The sequence below is a fragment of the Streptomyces sp. NPDC087263 genome, assembly GCF_044744645.1.
In the GTDB taxonomy this organism is placed as follows: Bacteria; Actinomycetota; Actinomycetes; order Streptomycetales; family Streptomycetaceae; genus Streptomyces.
On the sequence record NZ_JBIUYT010000002.1, the window covers coordinates 542,148 to 559,511 of the forward strand.

The window sequence follows — 17,364 nt, forward strand, 5'->3', positions numbered from 1 at the left end:
GCGTCACCTCGGGCGGTCGAGCCGCTGGATGAGCAGGTCCGCGAGACGGTCGCGGCTGGGCGGGGCGGCCGCGTCGGTGAGGTAGATGGCGTTCAACAGCTGGTCGGCGGCGACGAGTTCGCTGCGCGAGCGTTCCAGGAAGTGGGTGATGAGGTCATCTCCGGCGCGCGCGGCCTCGTCGCCGAGGTGGGCGCGTACGAAGGTTGCGAGCCGCTGGTGGTCCGGCCGGCCGAGCTCCAGGTGGATACAGCGGCGCATCAGCGGAGCCGGGAAGTCACGCTCGCCATTGCTGGTGAGCACCACGAACGGGAAGGCACGGCAGCGCACCCGGCCGTCCCGCACCGTCGCCTTGGTGCCGTCGGCGGTGAGCACCTGCGCCTCGCCGCCGGGCAGCCGGTCGGCGACCCGCTCCAGCTCGGGGATCGCGAACTCGCCCTCCTCCAGCACGTTCAGAAGATCGTTGGGCAGGTCGATGTCGCTCTTGTCCAGCTCGTCGATGAGCAGCACACGCGGGGTGTCGGACGGCAGCAGTGCGGTGCCGAGGGGGCCGAGGCGGATGTAACTGCCGATGCCCTCGACGGAGCCGGGGGCCCCGGGAGCCGTGGGGTCGGCGCCCTGGGGCGCGGCGATCTGCACGTCCTGGAGCCGGGCGATCGCGTCGTAGTGGTAGAGGCCGTCCTGGAGGGTGGACCGGCTGACGATCGGCCAGCGCAGCACATTGCCCAGACCCAGTTCGTACGCCACGGAATGCGCGAGTGTGCTCTTGCCCGCGCCCGGACTGCCGGTGACGAGGAGAGGCCGGCGCAGATAGAGCGCCGCGTTGATCATCTCGAGTTCCTCGGCTCCCGGACGGTGCAGTTCGGCCAGGTGCCGGTGCGCGCCCAGCCTGCGGTCCTGGGAACCGTCACCATTCGTCAGGCGCTCGGCCGCCGCGTCGTCGCGGCTCGCGAAGTCGCGCCACGGAGGCGGGGCCGGGAGGCGGTCCATGCCCTCGTGAGGTTCACCGGCACCCCGGTAGATGAGCCACTCGCTGGATTCGGTCATTGCCCAGTCCTCGTCGTCACTCGTCCACCACGGCAGCCGTCGAACGTGCATCACGGTATCGACCCTCGGAAGGCCTCGATAGAGCCAAGTGCCGAGTCATGGCAGGCCGGTTGGGCGCGTACGCGCCCAGCTCAGCCAGCTGGTACGGACCGTCGGCGTCGTCCTGTTCGGCCCGGGGGTACCTGCTCGGTGCGACCCACTGCCGGCTGCTCCGCTCATGGCGCCTCCAACAGGTCCCCGGTACCGGGCAGGGGCCGGCGCGGATCGTCGTAGAACAGGGCGATTCCATCGGCCCAATAGGTCTCCAGTTTTCCCGCGCGCAGCCCCGCCCGCAGTTCGTGGACGAGTCCGGGAAGCCGCTCCGCACTGCCCGCGCGCGCGACGGTGTCGTCCGCGCCACGGTGGAACTCTCCGCACACGGCGTCGGTCTGGCCGCGCCAGCGCCGCCACAGCGCGACGCCGAAGCCGCCGTGCACGATCCGTACGAGCGCCACCTGGTCGTCCTCGAAGCGTCGGTCGCCGTAGCGGCAGAGCACCGGCACCGTTCTGGGGGGCAGGTCGCGCAGCGACCGCGCGAGTGGCACGGGTACCCGTAATCCGTCCTCGCAGTCCAGGACTTCGGCCTTCGCGCCGTGCGCGTGGATGGTGTGCCAGCGGGCGTCGCGTCCGTCGTGCTCCTCCCGGGCGGGGAACTGCTCGCCGCCCGGTACGACGGGATCGTCCACGTCGGGCAACTGCTCCCGGTCGGCGCAGCGCACGATCACCGGCCGGTGCGCACCGAGCGAGGGCTCGCCGGGGCCGAACTGCCAGGTGTCGACGTCCAGTCCGAGCAGCGGGTGGGGCAGCGCCACCTGGAGGACGGCGGGCCGTCCTGGTTCGTCGCACTGCCTGAAGGCCTCGGCTAGCGGCGCCCCGAGGGGGCCGGGCAGGGCGGACAGCAGGGCGCGCTCACCGTCGCGGACGCGCACCACTTCGCCGGTCGGCCTGGCGACGGAGACCCGCCAGTCGCAGCGGTCCGGTTCCCAGCCCCGCTGCACCAGTTCGAGGAGGGCGAAGGTGTGCGGCGCGAGGTCGGTGGCGTGCGCCGACTGTTCGTCCGGTGGAGACGCCTCGCGCCGCGGTGCCTGGAGCCCCTCGATCCGCTGCCGGCCGAGCCGGCGGCGGTAGTCGGGTCCCGCCCGGCCTTCCGAGGTCTGCCGCACCCAGGCCCACAGCGCGTGCTCCGCGCTGTGGGTGCCGGGCGTGACGAAGGGACGCTCCGCGGACAGGACCCGCATCGCGTAGTCCAGGACGAGTTCCAGCGCGCCGTCCTGGCGGGGGCTCTCGTACAGCGCGCCGAGTCCGTCGCGCCACGCGCGCGGGGCCGGGTGCGGGATCGCGGCCCGGCCGCCGAGGAGGGATTCGAGGATGTCCAGCAGGGCCGGGGTGCTGACCGGCGGCGGCAGGTCGGCGAGCCGGCCGAGCAACTGGGTCCGCTCGTCCGGGTCGAGGGCGCGGCCCGCCCGTGCGCCGAGCTGGTTCTGTACGTCGGCCCAGGTGCCGCGGTCGTTGTCGGGATGGCGCTGCCGGTCCCGGTGGTATCGGTCATGGGCGTGGAAGACGGCCTGGTAGGGATCGTCGTGCTCGGCCCGCGCCCTCTCCGGCGGCACGGGCAGGGAACGCAACTGCTCCACGCCCGTGGACGTGCCGCCCAGCCCCCGGTCCGCCTGCGACTTCAGTACGCCGACGACCGCACCGCTCACGGGGTCGACCACCGGCCCGCCCGAGACACCGGGCGGCAGCACATCGCCGCCCAGCCGTATCTGCTCGTCCGGGGACCAGCCGCCGAGGGTGCCCTGCACGGTGCAGGTTCCGTTCAGCCGGCGCAGCTCCCCGCCCACCTCGGACCATCCGGAGTAGAAGACGATCGCCTCCCCGTAGTAGGCGGCCGGGCGCTCGGTGACATAGACGCAGTCATGGTCGACGGGCTCACGCAGCCGCACGAGCGCGAGGTCGGGCGCCGGCCAACTGCGGCGCACCGCACGCTGGACGTGCTCCGGGAGAGCGGCCGCTGTCTCACCGGCGACGGCGGAGGTACCGCGTCCCGGTCCGGTCTCGTACACCACGGTCACCTCGCCCCCCTCTCCGCTCAGCGCCACATGCGCGCAGGTGAGAACCCAGTTGGGAGCTATGAAGAACCCGCTCCCGAGGAACGTGCCTGGTTCGTCCAGTTCATACCCTGCCCCCGCCCGATGGATGCGGACCGTCGCCGCCATGACGAGATCACGCAGCGCACGGTGAGCGTTCCCGAGCCCTCCTGACGCGCCCGGGGCGTGCCCGTCTGTCATGCTCCGCCCCCGGCAGAACCGTCCGCGCCGCCACCGTGCGCCGGGGCGCCGGGTGACGCGCCCCCTGAAACAGGGACCGACGGGGCGCCGGTACCGCCGACGGGTGTGAGGACGGCCGGTCCGGGGGTGCCGCCGACCGAGGTGAGATCGGCCGGTCCGGCGGTCACGCCCACCGGGGCGGAGCCGATCGGTCCGCCGGTCCCTACCACCTGGGCCGGCCCGGCCTGTCCGCCAGCGCCGCCCACCACGGCGGAGCCAGCCGGTCCACCGGCCCCAACCACCAGGGCAGGCCCGGCCTGTCCGCCAGCGCCGCCCACCACGGCGGAGCCAGCCGGTCCACCGGCCCCAACCACCGGAACGGAGCCGATCGGTCCGCCGGTGCCGCCCACCGGCGCAGGCCCGGCCGATCCACCCGTCCCACCCACCTGGGCGGGCCCGGTCAGTCCGCCCGTGCCGTCGACCAGGTCGAGATCCGGCGGGCCGCCGTTCCAGGTGAGGGTGACCGTGAGGGCGGCCTTTGCCTCGCCCTCCGCGAGAAGGCCGATCACCTTGCCCGCCTTTGCCGTCAGCTCGATCCCGAACTCGACGCTGACCTCGTCGGGCCGGACGGCACGCAGCGGCGCGGCCAGCGAGCGTGCGACACCGGTGATCACGGACTGCAGGCTCTCGACCTGCGCCTCGATCCGCTCACCGAAACCCGTGTCCGTGTACGACAGCCCGCCGGACGGTTCCTCCAACTCCTCGGTGCCGGAAATCCTCGCCCATACCGGTGTCCCGTCGGGCAGTTCGATCCGTGCGATACGGGTCACTCCATCACCCATGTCATCCCCCGTTCCCCCATTGCCCCCCGCCCCCGTGGTCCCGCCGCCCCGTTGCGCAGGCTAGCGGCAGGCCGACAGCCGCGCGAGAGGACCTCCGGGCGTCACCCGCCCCCGCCTATCCTTTTCCCAGCCTCCCCTCACGGGAAGACTCCCGCCCGCCACTTCACTCACGGAGCACCATCCATGTATTTCACCGACCGCGGCATCGAAGAACTGGAGAAGCGGCGCGGCGAGGAAGAGGTCACCTTCGAGTGGCTCGCCGAGCAGCTCCGTACGTTTGTCGACCTCAACCCGGACTTCGAGGTCCCGGTGGAACGGCTGGCGACATGGCTGGCACGGCTGGACGACGAGGACGACGAGGACGAGTAGTCGCGGCTCGCGTAGCTCCGGCTCGCGAAATCCCGGCTCGCGCGAGCGCCGGCCAACGGTGCCGTCGGTAAGGGTGCCGGTGTCGGTATCGGTATCGGTGCCGGTGCCGGTGCCGGGCGAGATCAGCCGAAGGCCCGCAGCCGGTCGTACGCGAGCCCGAGCACGCCGTGGATCACCAGCAGGGCCCCCGCGGCGGTCCAACCGCCACTGCTCCGGCGTACACCCCAGGCGGCGAGCGGGAGACCGGCGGCCAACTGGGCCACGGCCAGGGCGCGGGCCTTCGGGCCACGCAGCCACGGCCCGAGGCCGCCACCCTCCACGACGTCGAGCTCCGCACGGACCGCGGCAGCCCACCCCGTCCACTCGATCTGCTCGGCACCGGGCTGGACCCGGGCCACTTCACGGAGCCTTCCGATGGGCTCCCCCGGGGTGAGCCCGGCCGGAAGTGCCACCCCCGCGCGCGTGAGGACGGCGAGCAGCCCGCGCATGCGCGCCCGGGCGTCCGCGGCGGAGTCGGGCTCGGCCAACCGTTCCAGGGACTGCATGTCCAGCACGGGATCGAGACCGAGGCGGGCCGCGAAGGTGCGCATCGCCTCGTCCTCGCCGACCGGGGTGCCGTTCGCCAGCCACTCGTAGCCGACGGTGCGGCGGAAACCCGAGGCGAGGGTGTAGCCGCTGCGGTCGGCGTCCCACCAGAGGGCCAGTACGGGCCAGGGGGCGCCGACGGCGAGAGCGGTGGCCCAGCCGGTGAGCACCCGGTCGACGGGTTCGGCACCGTGCAGCCAGGGCCTGCCCTCCGGAACCAGCACACTCCACTCGGCACCGGCCGCGGTGAGCAGCATCCCCTCACGCAGCAGTTGGGCGGCGGACCCGACGGACTCGGGCCGCGCCCGGCAGAGGAGCAGGCCGCCGGGGGCCTGGCCGGAAGGCCGACCAGAGGACTCGCCGGACGTCGAGGACATGGTCATACCGTAGGCGTACTTACGAGCGACTTGCCCCTTTTGCCCGCCAGGAGGCCATCGGAACCGATGTCTTGACTTTCCGTATCCGCGATATATCGTGTTACGTGGAAGACGCGATATGGCGCGTCCCATCCCGATCCTGTCGAGGAGGTCGCACCATGTCCGAGTGGTCCGTCGCAGAGCCCGGCAAGCTCACCTTCGACGCCCCCGTGACGGCCCTGCATGTGCGCGTCGTCAACGGAACAGTGAACGTCGTGGGTACCGACGAGGGTTCCGCCCGGCTCGAAGTCTCCGAGCTGGAGGGCCCGCCGCTCCAGGTGACTCAGGAGGGCGGCACCCTCACGGTGGCCTATGAGGACCTTCCCTGGAAGGGCTTCCTCAAATGGCTCGACCGCAAGAGCTGGCGCCGCAGCGCGGTGGTCTCCCTGGCCGTCCCGGCGAGCACCCGCGTCGAGCTGGGCGTGGTCGGCGCCGCCGCCGTGATCTCCGGGACGGACGGCCGGGTAGAGGTGAAGGGCGTCACGGGCGACACGACACTGGTGCGCATCGCCGGCCCGGTTCGCGTGGATACGGTGTCCGGGAGTCTGGAGGCCCAGGCCGTCACAGGTGACCTCCGCTTCAACTCCGTCTCCGGCGACCTGACGGTCGTCGAGGGCTCGGGATCTTCCGTACGGGCCGAGTCGGTGAGCGGCTCGATGATCGTGGACCTGGACGCCACGGGCACTCCGACGGACGTCCAGTTGTCGAACGTCTCGGGCGAGATCGCCATCCGGCTCCCGCACCCGGCGGACGCGGTGGTGGAGGCGAACACCGCGAGCGGCAGCGTCTCCAGCGCCTTCGAGGATCTCCGGGTCGGCGGGCAGTGGGGCGCCAAGAAGATCACCGGTCGGCTGGGCGCGGGCAACGGCAAGCTGAAGGCGGTGACCATCTCCGGTTCCATCGCCCTGCTGCGCAGGCCGCCGACGGAGGACGAGCCACCCGAGGACCCGCAGGACACCACACCCGAGACCGCACCCGAAGCCCCCTCCGGCACCGCTACCGGCACCACTACCGACCCCGCGACCGACGCCCCGACCAGCAAGAAGGTGCTCTGAGATGCCTCCCGTCTTCGCCCATGGCCGCCTTCGGCTCTACCTCCTGAAGCTGCTGGACGAGGCCCCGCGCCACGGGTACGAGGTGATTCGGCTCCTGGAGGAGCGCTTCCAGGGCCTGTACGCCCCTTCGGCGGGCACCGTCTACCCGCGGCTGGCGAAGCTGGAGACCGAGGGCCTCGTCACACACACGACCGAGGGCGGTCGCAAGGTGTACGCGATCACGGACGCGGGCCGCGCCGAACTAGCCGACCGCAGCGGTGAGCTGGCCGACCTGGAGCTGGAGATCCGCGAGTCGGTGGCGGAGCTCGCGGCGGAGATCCGTGCCGACGTACGGGGCGCGGCAGGCGACCTGCGACGCGAGATGCGAGCGGCGGCCACGGAGGCCCGACGGGGTGGCACGAGTGGCGCGGGCGGCTCCACGGCCAAGGAACACGACACCGCTCGGGGCGAGTTCGGGGAATTCGGCGACAACCTCGACAAGGAGTCGTGGCGGGCCGCGAAGGAGGAGATGCGGCGCGTCAAGCAGGAGTGGAAGGAGCAGGCCCGCCGCGCGAAGGACGAGAGCCGTCGCGCCCGCGACGAGGCGCAGCGTGCCCGCCGCCAGGCCAAGGAGGCCCAGGAAAGGACCCGCGCCCAGGCCCAGGAGGAGATGCAGCGCATGGCCAAGCATGTCCAGGACCAGTTCCAGGACCACTTCGCACGGGGCGACTGGCCGACAGGCGTCCGCGAGGGCCTGACCGAGCTGGCCAAGGAGTTCGGCGAGTTCGGAAAGAACTTCGGCAAGGATCTGGGCAAGGACTTCGCGAAGGACCTGGGCAAGGACTTCGGCTTCGGCCGCACGGAAACGGCAGCCGGATCCACCACATCGGCCACATCAGACTCGCCGACGACATCAGCCGCTTCGGCCACATCGGCCACCTCGGCCAAGGAAGCAAGCGAGACGAAGAGGGCGAAGGAGCCGGAGTACACCGTCACCCCGGACGACTTCCCCGCCGGCTACGAACCCTCCTGGGCCCACGAGGACTCCACCGGCAACCCGGCCCGCGACCTGGACCGCCTCCTGGACCGCTTCCGCGACGACATCCGCGACGCGGCCCGCGACCACGGCGTGACGGAGGACCAACTCCGCGACACCCGACGCCACTTGTCGACGGCGGCAGCCCACATCGGGGCGGCATTGCGCAGGGCTACCCCTTAGGACCTGTCCGGCGATCGAGGACGAGCGCGTTCAGCGCGATAGGGGGGCCTGGGAGCGGAGCCGCCGGATACGGGACGGGCAGGGGCGGAGGGGGCGAAAAAATGCCGCCATCCGCCGCCACCCGCCCCCACCTCACCCCGCCTTGGCCACCCCGCCCCCGTCCCCGTACAGCACCCGCACAACCCCCGCGTACGTCACCCCGTGATCGGCCAGTACCTCGGCGGGAACACCGGGCCGCGAGGCAAGCGCCATCAGAAGGTGCTCGTCCCCGATGTGCCGGTCCTGATGGGCGAGAGCGATCCGCAGCGACTGGGTGAGCACGTCCTTGGCCCCGGGCGCGAAGCCGGGCCGCCGCGACCGGCGCCCACCGGCATCCCGCTGCCCCGCCTCCAACGCGCCCACCCCATGCGCCTCTTCCACCCGGGAAACGATCTCCGAGAGGTCGATACCGAGCCCCGAGAGGGCGTCGGCGTCCGCGCGGGAGAGCCCACCTCTCCGCCGCGCCTCGGAGAGTTCCCGTACGACGGAGTCACGCCGTCCCGCGAGTCCGAGCGATGCCAGGACGAACGAGCCCCGGCTGCCTTCCCGGTCCAGGAGGGCGAGCAGCATGTGCGCTTCCTCGACCCGCCTCTCCCCCGCCCGTTCGCAGTGCCCGACCGCCCCCTCGACCACGGCCCGCGCGTCCTTCGTGAACCGCTCGAACATCACTGCCTCCCGTACTTCTTGTGCACGGCCTGCCTGGTCACTCCGAGTTCCGCGGCGATGTCCTGCCACGACCAGCCCTGATTGCGCGCGCTGCGCACCTGCACCGCTTCCAACTGCTCCAACAACCTCCGCAGCGCGGAGACCGCCCGCAGCCCGATGCGCGGATCACGATCACCCGCGCGCTCGGCAAGATCCGTTGCTTCGGTCATGATGTCAACCTACATTGACACCCGGCATCCGTCAATCAAAGTTGACACGCAAACGGCGGACCCGAGGAATCCGAGCCCGCCGAAACCGAAACCACCTGCATACGACTCCACACGACCGTCAGCCCACGGCAAGAACGATCTTCCCGAACTGGTCGCCGGACTCCAGCCGTTCGAACCCCTCGCGTGCCCGGTCGAGCGGCAGCACCTCGTCGATGACGGGCCGCACACCGGTGGCGGCGCAGAACGACAGCAGGTCCTCCAGCTCGTCCTTGGTACCCATCGTCGAGCCGACAATCCTGAGCTCAAGGAAGAAGACGCGGGTCAGTTCGGCGTGCGAGGGCCGGTCGCCGCTGGTGGCACCCGAGATGACCAGCGTGCCGCCGGGCCGCAGCGACTTGATGGAGTGCGACCATGTGGCGGCCCCCACCGTCTCGATCACCGCGTCGACCCGCTGCGGCAGCCGAGCCCCGGATTCGAGCGCCTCCACGGCCCCCAGCTCGACGGCCCTCTTCCGCCTGGCCTCGTCGCGGCTGGTGGCGAACATCCGCAGCCCCGCGGCCTTCCCCAGCACGATCGCGGCCGTCGCCACTCCTCCGCCGGCGCCCTGGACGAGCACGGAGTCGCCTGGGCGTACGCCCGCGTTGGTGAAGAGCATCCGGTACGCCGTCAGCCAGGCCGTGGGCAGACAGGCGGCCTCCGCGAACGACAGCTCCCTGGGCTTCGGCAGCACGTTCCACGCGGGCACGGAGACCCGCTCCGCGAAGGTGCCCTGGTAGCGCTCGGTGAGAATGGAACGGGGTTCCTTGGGGCCGACCCCGTGCCCGGTCTGCCCGATGACGGAGTGCAGCACGAACTCGTTGCCGTCCTCGTCGATCCCGGCGGCGTCGCACCCGAGGATCATCGGCAGCTTGTCCTCGGCCAGGCCCACTCCGCGCAGCGACCACAGGTCGTGGTGGTTGAGGGAAGCGGCCCGCACGTTCACGGTCGTCCAGCCGGGCCTCTCCTCGGGGACCGGACGCTCCCCCAACTCCAGGCCGTTGAGTGGCTGGTCACGGTCGATCCGGGCGGCGTAGGCAGCGAACATGACCTTGACGATAGGCGCCGCCCCCGCCACACGGAACCACGTCCCTCTGTGACACGCGTCCCGTCACGTCCGGGGCCGCATTCCAGCCCGCCTCCCATCACGTCCGGGGCCGTCATTTCAGCCCGTCCGGCGTTTGAGGACGAGGCCGTTCAGGCCGATGCGGGGGTCTGGGGGCGGCAGCCCCCAGGAACAAGGGACGGGCAGCGGCGGAGGGGGCGAATAACCATGCCCCCGGACGCCCAGGCAAAAAATGGCCCCGCCGGAAATTTCCCAGCGGGGCCACCCACTCCGCACCTCAGCGCCGAGCCACACCCTCCGCCCGAGCAGCCGCGGCCACCGCGGCCGTAACCGCCGGAGCCACCCGCTCGTCGAACGGCGAGGGAATCACATAGTCCGCGGCAAGATCGTCCCCGACCACCGCGGCCAGCGCCTCCGCCGCCGCGATCTTCATCCCCTCGGTGATCCGGGAGGCCCGCACCTGAAGGGCCCCCGCGAAGATCCCGGGGAACGCCAGCACGTTGTTGATCTGGTTCGGGAAGTCCGACCGCCCGGTCGCGACGACAGCCGCGTACTTGTGGGCGATCTCCGGATGCACCTCGGGGTTCGGGTTGGCCATGGCGAAGACGAACGCGCCCTCGGCCATGGAAGCCACCGCCGGCTCCGGCACCGTACCGCCGGAAACACCGATGAAGACGTCCGCACCGGACAGAGCGGACTCCAGTGAACCGGAGATGCCCGCCTTGTTGGTGATCGCGGCCAGCTCACGCTTGACGTCCGTCAGGTCGTCGCGGTCCGCGGAGACGACACCCTTGCGGTCCGTGACGGCGACGTCCCCGAGCCCGGCCTCCAGCAGGAACTTGGCGATGGCGACACCGGCCGCACCCGCACCGGAGATCACCGCGCGCAGGTCGCCCAGCTCCCGGCCGGTCAGCTTCGCGGCGTTCCGCAGGGCCGCCAGGGTCACGACGGCGGTCCCGTGCTGGTCGTCGTGGAAGACCGGGATGTCCAGCCGCTCCTGGAGCTTCCGTTCGATCTCGAAGCACCGGGGCGCCGAGATGTCCTCCAGGTTCACTCCCCCGAAGGAGGGCGCGAGCCGGACCACCGTCTCGACGATCTCGTCGACGCCGGTGCAGGCGAGCGCGATCGGCACGGCGTCGACCCCACCGAACTGCTTGAAGAGGATCGCCTTCCCCTCCATCACCGGAAGGGAGGCCTCGGGGCCGATGTCCCCGAGTCCGAGGACGGCCGTACCGTCCGTCACCACAGCGACGACGGACGACTTCCACGTGTAGTCGTGGACGAGTTCCGGCCGCTCGGCGATCGCGCTGCACACCTTGGCGACGCCGGGCGTGTACGCGAGGGAAAGGTCGTCCTTGTCACGGACGGGCACGGTGGCCTGCACGGCCAGCTTGCCGCCACGGTGCAGCGCGAACACGGGGTCGAAGGAATCGAGGGGCTCGCCCACACGCTCCTGATCCGTACCACCGTCGATGCTGCCGGCACCGCTGCCACTGCTGTCACCACTGCTCGCGGTGCGAGGATTGACAATCTCCGCTGCCACTTTGTTTTACCCCTTAGGTCTGCATGTTTTGAGGGTGACCACTCCTGATTGAGGGGTGGGCGGGCACCGCGTAAGCCCAGCCGCCGTGGTTGCGTACGGGCGTTTACGCGACGGGCGCGCCGCACACGCGCCCTGAGCCCCGGATGAGGGGTGTAAAGAACCTTCCTACCGGACGGACCGCGTGGACGGCGAGCCCATGGCGGGAAGATCACACGCCGGTGACACGACTCATAGCCGAATATGTGGACACGTACAGGATTTGCCCACATGGCGGCGCATGTGCAGGGGCGGTTGTCGCTCGCGTCCCGAGATGCGCAGAAGATCTTCCGGTCGGAAGGATCAGTTCCCGTACAAGATCCGGCCTCGATGTCCCGGCCTTGGGCGGTTCGGGGGTCACCCGTTATCCGATTTTGACATGGCTGGTCGTCTGAATGACGACGTCCGAATGGCAAGATGCCGTAATCACACAAGGTCGCGACACCCGAAGGTGTGTGTTCTCGTCGACCCATCGGCACCCCACTCATCCGCCGGAGGACCCAACATGACCGCAAGCTCCACCCGTCGTACGACCGCCATCCGCTCCCGGACAGCCGCGGTCGGTGCGATCGCGGTCGCGGGGGCCCTGCTGCTCGCCGGCTGCGGCGACCAGACGGGCAACGACGGAGGCGGCAACTCCTCGGAGTCGGCCAACAGCGCCCCGCTGTTCTCCAAGCTGCCGAAGGCGATCCAGGACGCGGGCGTCATCAAGGTCGGCACGAACGCCGAGTACGCCCCCATGGAGTCGGTGGAGAACGGCAAGATCGTCGGCGTCGACCCGGACATCGCCGACGCGCTCGGCAAGCAGCTCGGTGTGAAGCTCACGTTCACCTCGGGCTCCTTCGACGGCCTGATCACCGCGGTCAACTCCGGTCGCTACGACATCGCGATGTCGTCCATCACGGACAACAAGCAGCGCCAGGAGGGCCTGGACGACAGTGGCAAGAAGCTCGGTGAGGGCGTCGACTTCGTCGACTACTTCGTCGCGGGCACGGCCATCTACGTCAAGAAGGGCAACCCCGAGGGCGTCAACGGCATCGAGGACCTGTGCGGCAAGACGGCGGCCGTGCAGCGCGGCACCACGTACGAGCAGGCCCTCAAGGACCAGTCCAAGAAGTGCACGGACGCCGGCAAGAAGGCCATCGACATCGAGTCCTTCGAGAACGACACCGAGGCCCAGACCCGGGTGAAGTCCGGTGGTGCCGTGGCCGGTATCAACGACTACCCGGTGGCCCTGGACCTGGCCCGCAAGGCGGACAACGGCAACGCGTTCGAGGTCGTCGGCGAGCAGTACGACGCCGGGCCGTTCGGCATCGTGCTGAGCAAGAAGAACACCGAGCTCCGCGATGTCCTGAAGGAAGCCGTCGACGCGATCATCGCGGACGGTTCCTACAAGAAGGTGCTGGAGAAGTGGGGCGCGGAGTCGGGCGCGATCGACAAGTCCGCGATCAACGGCGGCAAGTGAGCCCAGCGCACCACTGAAGGGCAGTCACGTGACTGACAAGTTCGACAAGTCCCCCTCGGACAACCCGCCCCCGGGAGAGACGGTTTCCCCGTCCCCGGTGCCCGCGGGCGGCCCGGAGGCCATCAAGGCAATCCCCGTTTCGCACTACGGCCGGTGGGCCAGCGGCATCATCGTCCTCGCGCTCCTCGCGGCTCTCGTCTACGCGTTCTCGCAGGGCAACATCCAGTGGCACACGGTCGGCGACCAGCTCTTCGTGTCCAGCGTCGTCCAGGGCGCCGGCCGCACACTGTTGATCAGCGTGCTGTCCATGATCGTGGGTGTGGTCCTCGGCATCGTCCTCGCGGTGATGCGGCTCTCGAAGAACCCGGTGACCAGCGGCGTCGCCTGGCTGTACATCTGGTTCTTCCGCGGCACCCCGGTCTACGTCCAGCTGCTGCTCTGGTTCAACCTGGCGCTGATCTTCCCCGTCCTCAACCTCGGTCCGATCTACAAGGACGAGATGACGGACGTCATGACCCCGTTCATGTGCGCCCTCCTCGGCCTCGGCCTGAACGAGGCCGCGTACATGGCCGAGATCTGCCGCGCCGGTCTGCTGGCCGTCGACGAGGGCCAGACGGAGGCCTCGCACGCGCTGGGCATGAGCCACACCAAGACCCTGCGCCGGATCGTGATCCCGCAGGCGATGCGCGTCATCGTGCCGCCGACCGGCAATGAGTTCATCAACCTGCTGAAGACCTCGTCACTGGTGGTCGCGGTCACGTACAACGAGCTGCTGCGCTCGACCTCGGTGATCGGCTCCACGTCGTACGCGGTGATGGAGATGCTCTTCGTCGCGTCGATCTGGTACCTGGTCATGACCAGCGTGTTCAGCGTCTTCCAGTACTACCTGGAGCGGTACTACGCGCGCGGCTCCAGCCGCAGCCTGCCGAAAACCCCCTGGCAGAAGATCAAGGCGAACGTGCTTGTGCTCGGCAGTGGAAGGGGCAAGGGATGACCGCCATGGTGAAGTCCGAGGGCGTCCACAAGTCCTTCGGCCCCGTCGAGGTCCTCAAGGGCATCGACCTGGAGGTGAACACCGGTGAGGTGTTCTGCCTCATCGGCCCGTCCGGCTCCGGCAAGTCGACCTTCCTGCGGTGCATCAACCACCTCGAGAAGATCAACGCCGGGCGCCTGTACGTCGACGGTGAGCTGGTCGGCTACCGCCAGAAGGGCGACAAGCTGTACGAGCTCAAGGACAGCGAGGTCGCGCTGAAGCGGCGGGACATCGGCATGGTGTTCCAGCGCTTCAACCTGTTCCCGCACCTGACGGCGCTCGAGAACGTCATGGAGGCGCCGGTCCAGGTCAAGGGCGTCAGCAGGTCCCAGGCACGGGAGCGCGCGGGCCAGCTCCTGGAGCGGGTGGGCCTGGCCGACAAGGCGAAGACCTACCCCTCGCAGCTCTCCGGCGGCCAGCAGCAACGTGTCGCCATCGCCCGCGCGTTGGCGATGGACCCCAAGCTGATGCTCTTCGACGAGCCCACCTCGGCGCTCGACCCCGAGCTCGTCGGTGACGTCCTCGACGTCATGCGCGACCTCGCCGAGTCCGGCATGACGATGATCGTCGTCACCCACGAGATGGGCTTCGCCCGCGAGGTGGGCGACTCGCTGGTCTTCATGGACGGCGGCGTGGTCGTCGAGGCCGGCAACCCCCGCGAGGTACTGACGAATCCGCAGCACGAGCGGACACAGTCGTTCCTGTCGAAGGTGCTGTAGCCGACGGTACGCACGGAAAGGGGCGGTACGGGTATCCGTACCGCCCCTTTCCGTGCGCCGCCGTGAATCTCCGTACCGGAGTGGCCACTTGAGTCTCTCCGTGAGTCGCCGTACCGGAGTGGCCACTTGAGTCTCTCCGTGAGCCGCCGTACCCGAGCGACTACTTGACCGCGAGCACCAGCGCGTCGGACGGTGAGCGCCACACGGTACGGGCCTCCCCGAAGCCCTTCTCGCGCAGTACGCGCGCGTGCCAGTCGGGGGAGGGTGTGTCGCCGTCGGCGTGCTCACCGTAGATCTCGAACCGGCGGGCGGTCGGCGCGGCGAGGACGGGGTCCTGGGCGGCCAGCTGCCACCATTCGGCCCAGTCGAGGACACCTTTCGCCTTGGCCTGATCCATACGGGCGTGCCGCTGCGCACGGTCCGCCGCGTTGATCCGGGGCGTCGTCTCGTCGATCATGTGGTCGGCGTTCATGAAGACACCGCCGTCGCGGACGAGGTCCGCGATCCGACCGTAGAGGGCCGCGAGGGGTTCGCTGTGCAGCCAGTGCAGGGCCGTGGCGGTCAGGACGGCGTCGTACGAGTCGTACGGCAGCCGGGTGGGCCACTGCGGGTCCTTGAGGTCGGCCGTGACGAAGCTGACCCGGTCGTCGCCCGCGAAGGTGCCCTCGGCGATGGCGAGCAGCGCGGGGTCGAGATCGACGCCGGTGCTGGTGGCCCCCGGGAGGCGGTCGAACAGCCGGGCGGTGATGGTTCCGGTGCCGCAGGCCAGGTCGAGGACGCGCGGGGCGGGTCCGACCAGGGCCTCCACCATGTCGAGCATCACCCGGAAGCGCTCCTCGCGGTCCGGCATGTACCACTCCTGCTGCCGGTCCCAGCTCTCCTGCCAGGCGCCCCAGTCGGTTCCGGTGGTGGTGGTCATGAAAGCCCCTTCGCTCGGCCGCGTGCTACCGGCACTGCCCGTAATACCCTTGAAGCACAGTCATCTGTTACTTCTGCACATCCACGACGATAGAGCGCCCTCGTAAGGACTACAAGTGGAACTGGCCTATTACTCGGATTACGCGGTACGCCTCGTCAACAGCGAGGAGCCGCTCCGGGGCAAGGACTCGCTCACCTCGGTGGACGCCGTCCGTGACCTCTTCGGGGGCAACTCCTCGGCGGCCCGCCGGACCACGGACGCGGACGTCACCCGCTTCCGTTCCGTACGGGCCCGGCTGCGTGCGATCTTCGAGGCGGCCGACGGCGGCAACGAGACCCTGGCCGTGGACCTGCTGAACTCACTCCTGCTGGAGTTCCCGGTGAGCCCGCAGATCTCCGGGCACGACTACCGGGACGACGACGGGCGCCCGCTGTGGCACATGCACCTGGCGGACCACCCGTCGAACGCGACCGCGGGTTACGCGGCGATCGCGGCCATGGGCCTGGCCTTCCACCTGACGGAACACGGCGTCGACCGGCTGGGCCTGTGCGAGGCAGCGCCCTGCCGCAACGCCTACCTGGACACCTCCACCAACCGCTCCCGGCGCTACTGCTCGGACCGCTGCGCCACCCGCGCCAACGTGGCCGCCTACCGCGCCCGAAAACGCCTGGACGCGGACCGGTCGGACAGCACGGGCCTGGCGGCGCCCAGCGCCCAGCGCGCCAGCGCGAACGGCGACCGCTGATCCCTTCGCAGCGGGCGGTACCGAAATCGCACCTTCCCGAGGACGAGCTCCTCGGGCACGGTGCCGTAGTCGGTGCTGTCCCCACCGGCGTACGCGTTGTCGCCGAGCACCCACCACCCGCCCTCACGCCGCTCCGCGATCCGCTTCACGACGAGCAGATCCTGCTGGAACGGATGCCGCAGTACGACGACGTCCCCCGGCCTGACCCGCGCCCCGTACTGCACGACGAGTCGATCCCCGTGCCGCAGCGTGGGCACCATGGACGGCCCTGTCACCTCCGCCGCCCCAAACGGCAGGACGGCCCTCCCACGCTCGGTCTCCTGCGACAGCTCCGGCATCACCGGCACCTCCCCGGTCCTATCCTCCACGAGTCCCAGTCTCACCCTGGACTTTTGTCCTAAGCCCACGGGGGCACTCGCGAAAACCCGTCTCCTACGGAGTAATGTCCCACCTGAGAAGACGATCACGAGGAAGGACAGCAGCATGCTCTCCCGCCTGTTTGCCCCCAAGGTCAAGGTCAGCGCGCACTGCGACCTGCCCTGCGGTGTGTACGACCCTGCCCAGGCCCGCATCGAGGCGGAGTCGGTAAAGGCCGTCCAGGAAAAACTGGCCGCCAACGACGACCCGCACTTCCAGACGCGTGGCACCGTCATCAAGGAGCAGCGCGCCGAGCTCGCCAAGCACCACGTCTCGGTGCTCTGGAGCGACTACTTCAAGCCCCCGCACTTCGAGAAGTACCCGGAGCTGCACCAGCTCGTCAACGACACCCTCAAGGCCCTCTCGGCCGCCAAGGCGTCCACCGACCCGGCGACGGGCCAGAAGGCGCTGGATTACATCGCCCAGATCGACAAGATCTTCTGGGAGACCAAGAAGGCCTGACGCACAGTCAGTTCAGGGTGACCGGCGAGCGGTGCACCCTCGCAGGTCAGCGGCCTTTTTAAAGGGGCCCGGTCGACTTTCCGACCGGGCCCCTTCGGCATCTCCCCAGCGATTTTAAGATCAACTGAGAGATTTTTGAGAGATGATCTTGCGCAGCCCGCCGGCGGCCTTCTCCCCCTCCAGCCCTTCGATAG

The 17,364-nt window shown here is 69.9% G+C and carries 18 protein-coding genes; 8 read left to right on the forward strand and 10 right to left on the reverse strand.

What is annotated here, in order from left to right; all coding sequences use genetic code 11:
* Positions 1-3 precede the first annotated feature (3 nt).
* The 3 genes from ACIPC1_RS07635 to ACIPC1_RS07645 form a co-directional block, all read right to left on the reverse strand.
* A complete protein-coding gene (locus ACIPC1_RS07635; protein ID WP_402514213.1) occupies positions 4-1,044 on the reverse strand; it encodes an AAA family ATPase in 1,041 nt (346 codons plus the stop codon).
* A gap of 215 nt (positions 1,045-1,259) precedes the next feature.
* On the reverse strand, positions 1,260-3,371 hold the full coding sequence (locus ACIPC1_RS07640) for a trypsin-like peptidase domain-containing protein (protein WP_402514214.1): 2,112 nt from the start codon (positions 3,369-3,371) through the stop codon (positions 1,260-1,262).
* Positions 3,368-4,192, reverse strand: a complete 825-nt coding sequence (locus tag ACIPC1_RS07645; protein ID WP_402514216.1) for a CU044_2847 family protein — start codon at positions 4,190-4,192, stop codon at positions 3,368-3,370. Before ACIPC1_RS07645 ends, ACIPC1_RS07640 begins: the two co-directional genes overlap by 4 nt.
* Positions 4,193-4,375: 183 nt before the next feature.
* On the opposite strand from ACIPC1_RS07645, the gene ACIPC1_RS07650 reads away from it, so the two are divergent.
* Positions 4,376-4,561, forward strand: a complete 186-nt coding sequence (locus ACIPC1_RS07650) for a DUF6104 family protein (protein ID WP_010061466.1) — start codon at positions 4,376-4,378, stop codon at positions 4,559-4,561.
* Between the two features lie 122 nt (positions 4,562-4,683).
* Here the strand turns inward: ACIPC1_RS07650 and ACIPC1_RS07655 are convergent, their stop codons facing one another.
* Complete coding sequence (locus ACIPC1_RS07655; RefSeq protein ID WP_402514218.1) at positions 4,684-5,523, reverse strand: hypothetical protein; 840 nt, start codon at positions 5,521-5,523, stop codon at positions 4,684-4,686.
* 158 nt (positions 5,524-5,681) lie between these two features.
* Between ACIPC1_RS07655 and ACIPC1_RS07660 the strand changes: the two genes are divergently transcribed.
* Both ACIPC1_RS07660 and ACIPC1_RS07665 read left to right on the forward strand, forming a co-directional pair.
* Complete coding sequence (locus ACIPC1_RS07660) at positions 5,682-6,617, forward strand: DUF4097 family beta strand repeat-containing protein (protein ID WP_402514221.1); 936 nt, start codon at positions 5,682-5,684, stop codon at positions 6,615-6,617.
* Between the two features lies 1 nt (position 6,618).
* On the forward strand, positions 6,619-7,815 hold the full coding sequence (locus tag ACIPC1_RS07665; protein ID WP_402514223.1) for a helix-turn-helix transcriptional regulator: 1,197 nt from the start codon (positions 6,619-6,621) through the stop codon (positions 7,813-7,815).
* A 132-nt stretch (positions 7,816-7,947) separates the two neighbouring features.
* On the opposite strand, the gene ACIPC1_RS07670 is transcribed toward ACIPC1_RS07665, so the two are convergent.
* From ACIPC1_RS07670 to ACIPC1_RS07685, 4 genes are all read right to left on the reverse strand, one after another.
* Positions 7,948-8,520, reverse strand: coding sequence for a Clp protease N-terminal domain-containing protein (locus ACIPC1_RS07670; protein WP_402514226.1), 573 nt, complete (start codon positions 8,518-8,520; stop codon positions 7,948-7,950).
* On the reverse strand, positions 8,520-8,729 hold the full coding sequence (locus tag ACIPC1_RS07675; RefSeq protein ID WP_402514228.1) for a helix-turn-helix domain-containing protein: 210 nt from the start codon (positions 8,727-8,729) through the stop codon (positions 8,520-8,522). Before ACIPC1_RS07675 ends, ACIPC1_RS07670 begins: the two co-directional genes overlap by 1 nt.
* A gap of 118 nt (positions 8,730-8,847) precedes the next feature.
* Positions 8,848-9,813 (reverse strand): zinc-binding dehydrogenase, encoded by a 966-nt coding sequence (locus tag ACIPC1_RS07680; protein ID WP_402514230.1) that lies wholly within the window; start codon positions 9,811-9,813, stop codon positions 8,848-8,850.
* Between the two features lie 295 nt (positions 9,814-10,108).
* On the reverse strand, positions 10,109-11,374 hold the full coding sequence (locus ACIPC1_RS07685) for an NADP-dependent malic enzyme (RefSeq protein ID WP_402514232.1): 1,266 nt from the start codon (positions 11,372-11,374) through the stop codon (positions 10,109-10,111).
* Between the two features lie 541 nt (positions 11,375-11,915).
* Here ACIPC1_RS07685 and ACIPC1_RS07690 point away from each other — a divergent pair.
* The 3 genes from ACIPC1_RS07690 to ACIPC1_RS07700 are packed head-to-tail and all read left to right on the forward strand — an operon-like array spanning position 11,916 to position 14,627.
* Positions 11,916-12,875, forward strand: coding sequence for an ABC transporter substrate-binding protein (locus ACIPC1_RS07690; RefSeq protein WP_402514233.1), 960 nt, complete (start codon positions 11,916-11,918; stop codon positions 12,873-12,875).
* A 28-nt stretch (positions 12,876-12,903) separates the two neighbouring features.
* Positions 12,904-13,869, forward strand: coding sequence for an amino acid ABC transporter permease (locus ACIPC1_RS07695; protein WP_402514235.1), 966 nt, complete (start codon positions 12,904-12,906; stop codon positions 13,867-13,869).
* On the forward strand, positions 13,866-14,627 hold the full coding sequence (locus tag ACIPC1_RS07700) for an amino acid ABC transporter ATP-binding protein (protein WP_402514237.1): 762 nt from the start codon (positions 13,866-13,868) through the stop codon (positions 14,625-14,627). The genes ACIPC1_RS07695 and ACIPC1_RS07700 overlap by 4 nt, the downstream gene beginning before the upstream one ends.
* Before the next feature lie 160 nt (positions 14,628-14,787).
* Here the strand turns inward: ACIPC1_RS07700 and ACIPC1_RS07705 are convergent, their stop codons facing one another.
* Positions 14,788-15,546 (reverse strand): class I SAM-dependent methyltransferase, encoded by a 759-nt coding sequence (locus ACIPC1_RS07705; protein WP_402514240.1) that lies wholly within the window; start codon positions 15,544-15,546, stop codon positions 14,788-14,790.
* Between the two features lie 115 nt (positions 15,547-15,661).
* Between ACIPC1_RS07705 and ACIPC1_RS07710 the strand changes: the two genes are divergently transcribed.
* The gene (locus ACIPC1_RS07710; protein ID WP_402514242.1) at positions 15,662-16,291 is read left to right on the forward strand and encodes a CGNR zinc finger domain-containing protein; all 630 of its coding nucleotides are present in this window, start codon (positions 15,662-15,664) and stop codon (positions 16,289-16,291) included.
* Here ACIPC1_RS07710 and sodX read toward each other — a convergent pair.
* A complete protein-coding gene (gene sodX / locus ACIPC1_RS07715) occupies positions 16,195-16,629 on the reverse strand; it encodes a nickel-type superoxide dismutase maturation protease (RefSeq protein ID WP_384382693.1) in 435 nt (144 codons plus the stop codon). The two genes, ACIPC1_RS07710 and sodX, sit on opposite strands and share 97 nt — an antisense overlap.
* Before the next feature lie 145 nt (positions 16,630-16,774).
* Here sodX and sodN point away from each other — a divergent pair, with 145 nt between their 5' ends.
* Complete coding sequence (gene sodN, locus ACIPC1_RS07720; RefSeq protein ID WP_384382597.1) at positions 16,775-17,170, forward strand: superoxide dismutase, Ni; 396 nt, start codon at positions 16,775-16,777, stop codon at positions 17,168-17,170.
* Positions 17,171-17,364: the final 194 nt, after the last annotated feature.

What these genes read in the sequence shown, in the direction of transcription:
- ACIPC1_RS07635 (WP_402514213.1), bottom strand. Translation starts at nt 1,044, where the DNA reads ATGACCGAATCCAGCGAGTGGCTCATCTACCGGGGTGCCGGTGAACCT.
- ACIPC1_RS07640 (WP_402514214.1), bottom strand. Translation starts at nt 3,371, where the DNA reads ATGACAGACGGGCACGCCCCGGGCGCGTCAGGAGGGCTCGGGAACGCT.
- ACIPC1_RS07645 (WP_402514216.1), bottom strand. Translation starts at nt 4,192, where the DNA reads ATGGGTGATGGAGTGACCCGTATCGCACGGATCGAACTGCCCGACGGG.
- ACIPC1_RS07650 (WP_010061466.1), top strand. Translation starts at nt 4,376, where the DNA reads ATGTATTTCACCGACCGCGGCATCGAAGAACTGGAGAAGCGGCGCGGC.
- ACIPC1_RS07655 (WP_402514218.1), bottom strand. Translation starts at nt 5,523, where the DNA reads ATGTCCTCGACGTCCGGCGAGTCCTCTGGTCGGCCTTCCGGCCAGGCC.
- ACIPC1_RS07660 (WP_402514221.1), top strand. Translation starts at nt 5,682, where the DNA reads ATGTCCGAGTGGTCCGTCGCAGAGCCCGGCAAGCTCACCTTCGACGCC.
- ACIPC1_RS07665 (WP_402514223.1), top strand. Translation starts at nt 6,619, where the DNA reads ATGCCTCCCGTCTTCGCCCATGGCCGCCTTCGGCTCTACCTCCTGAAG.
- ACIPC1_RS07670 (WP_402514226.1), bottom strand. Translation starts at nt 8,520, where the DNA reads ATGTTCGAGCGGTTCACGAAGGACGCGCGGGCCGTGGTCGAGGGGGCG.
- ACIPC1_RS07675 (WP_402514228.1), bottom strand. Translation starts at nt 8,729, where the DNA reads ATGACCGAAGCAACGGATCTTGCCGAGCGCGCGGGTGATCGTGATCCG.
- ACIPC1_RS07680 (WP_402514230.1), bottom strand. Translation starts at nt 9,813, where the DNA reads ATGTTCGCTGCCTACGCCGCCCGGATCGACCGTGACCAGCCACTCAAC.
- ACIPC1_RS07690 (WP_402514233.1), top strand. Translation starts at nt 11,916, where the DNA reads ATGACCGCAAGCTCCACCCGTCGTACGACCGCCATCCGCTCCCGGACA.
- ACIPC1_RS07700 (WP_402514237.1), top strand. Translation starts at nt 13,866, where the DNA reads ATGACCGCCATGGTGAAGTCCGAGGGCGTCCACAAGTCCTTCGGCCCC.
- ACIPC1_RS07705 (WP_402514240.1), bottom strand. Translation starts at nt 15,546, where the DNA reads ATGACCACCACCACCGGAACCGACTGGGGCGCCTGGCAGGAGAGCTGG.
- sodX (WP_384382693.1), bottom strand. Translation starts at nt 16,629, where the DNA reads ATGCCGGAGCTGTCGCAGGAGACCGAGCGTGGGAGGGCCGTCCTGCCG.
- sodN (WP_384382597.1), top strand. Translation starts at nt 16,775, where the DNA reads ATGCTCTCCCGCCTGTTTGCCCCCAAGGTCAAGGTCAGCGCGCACTGC.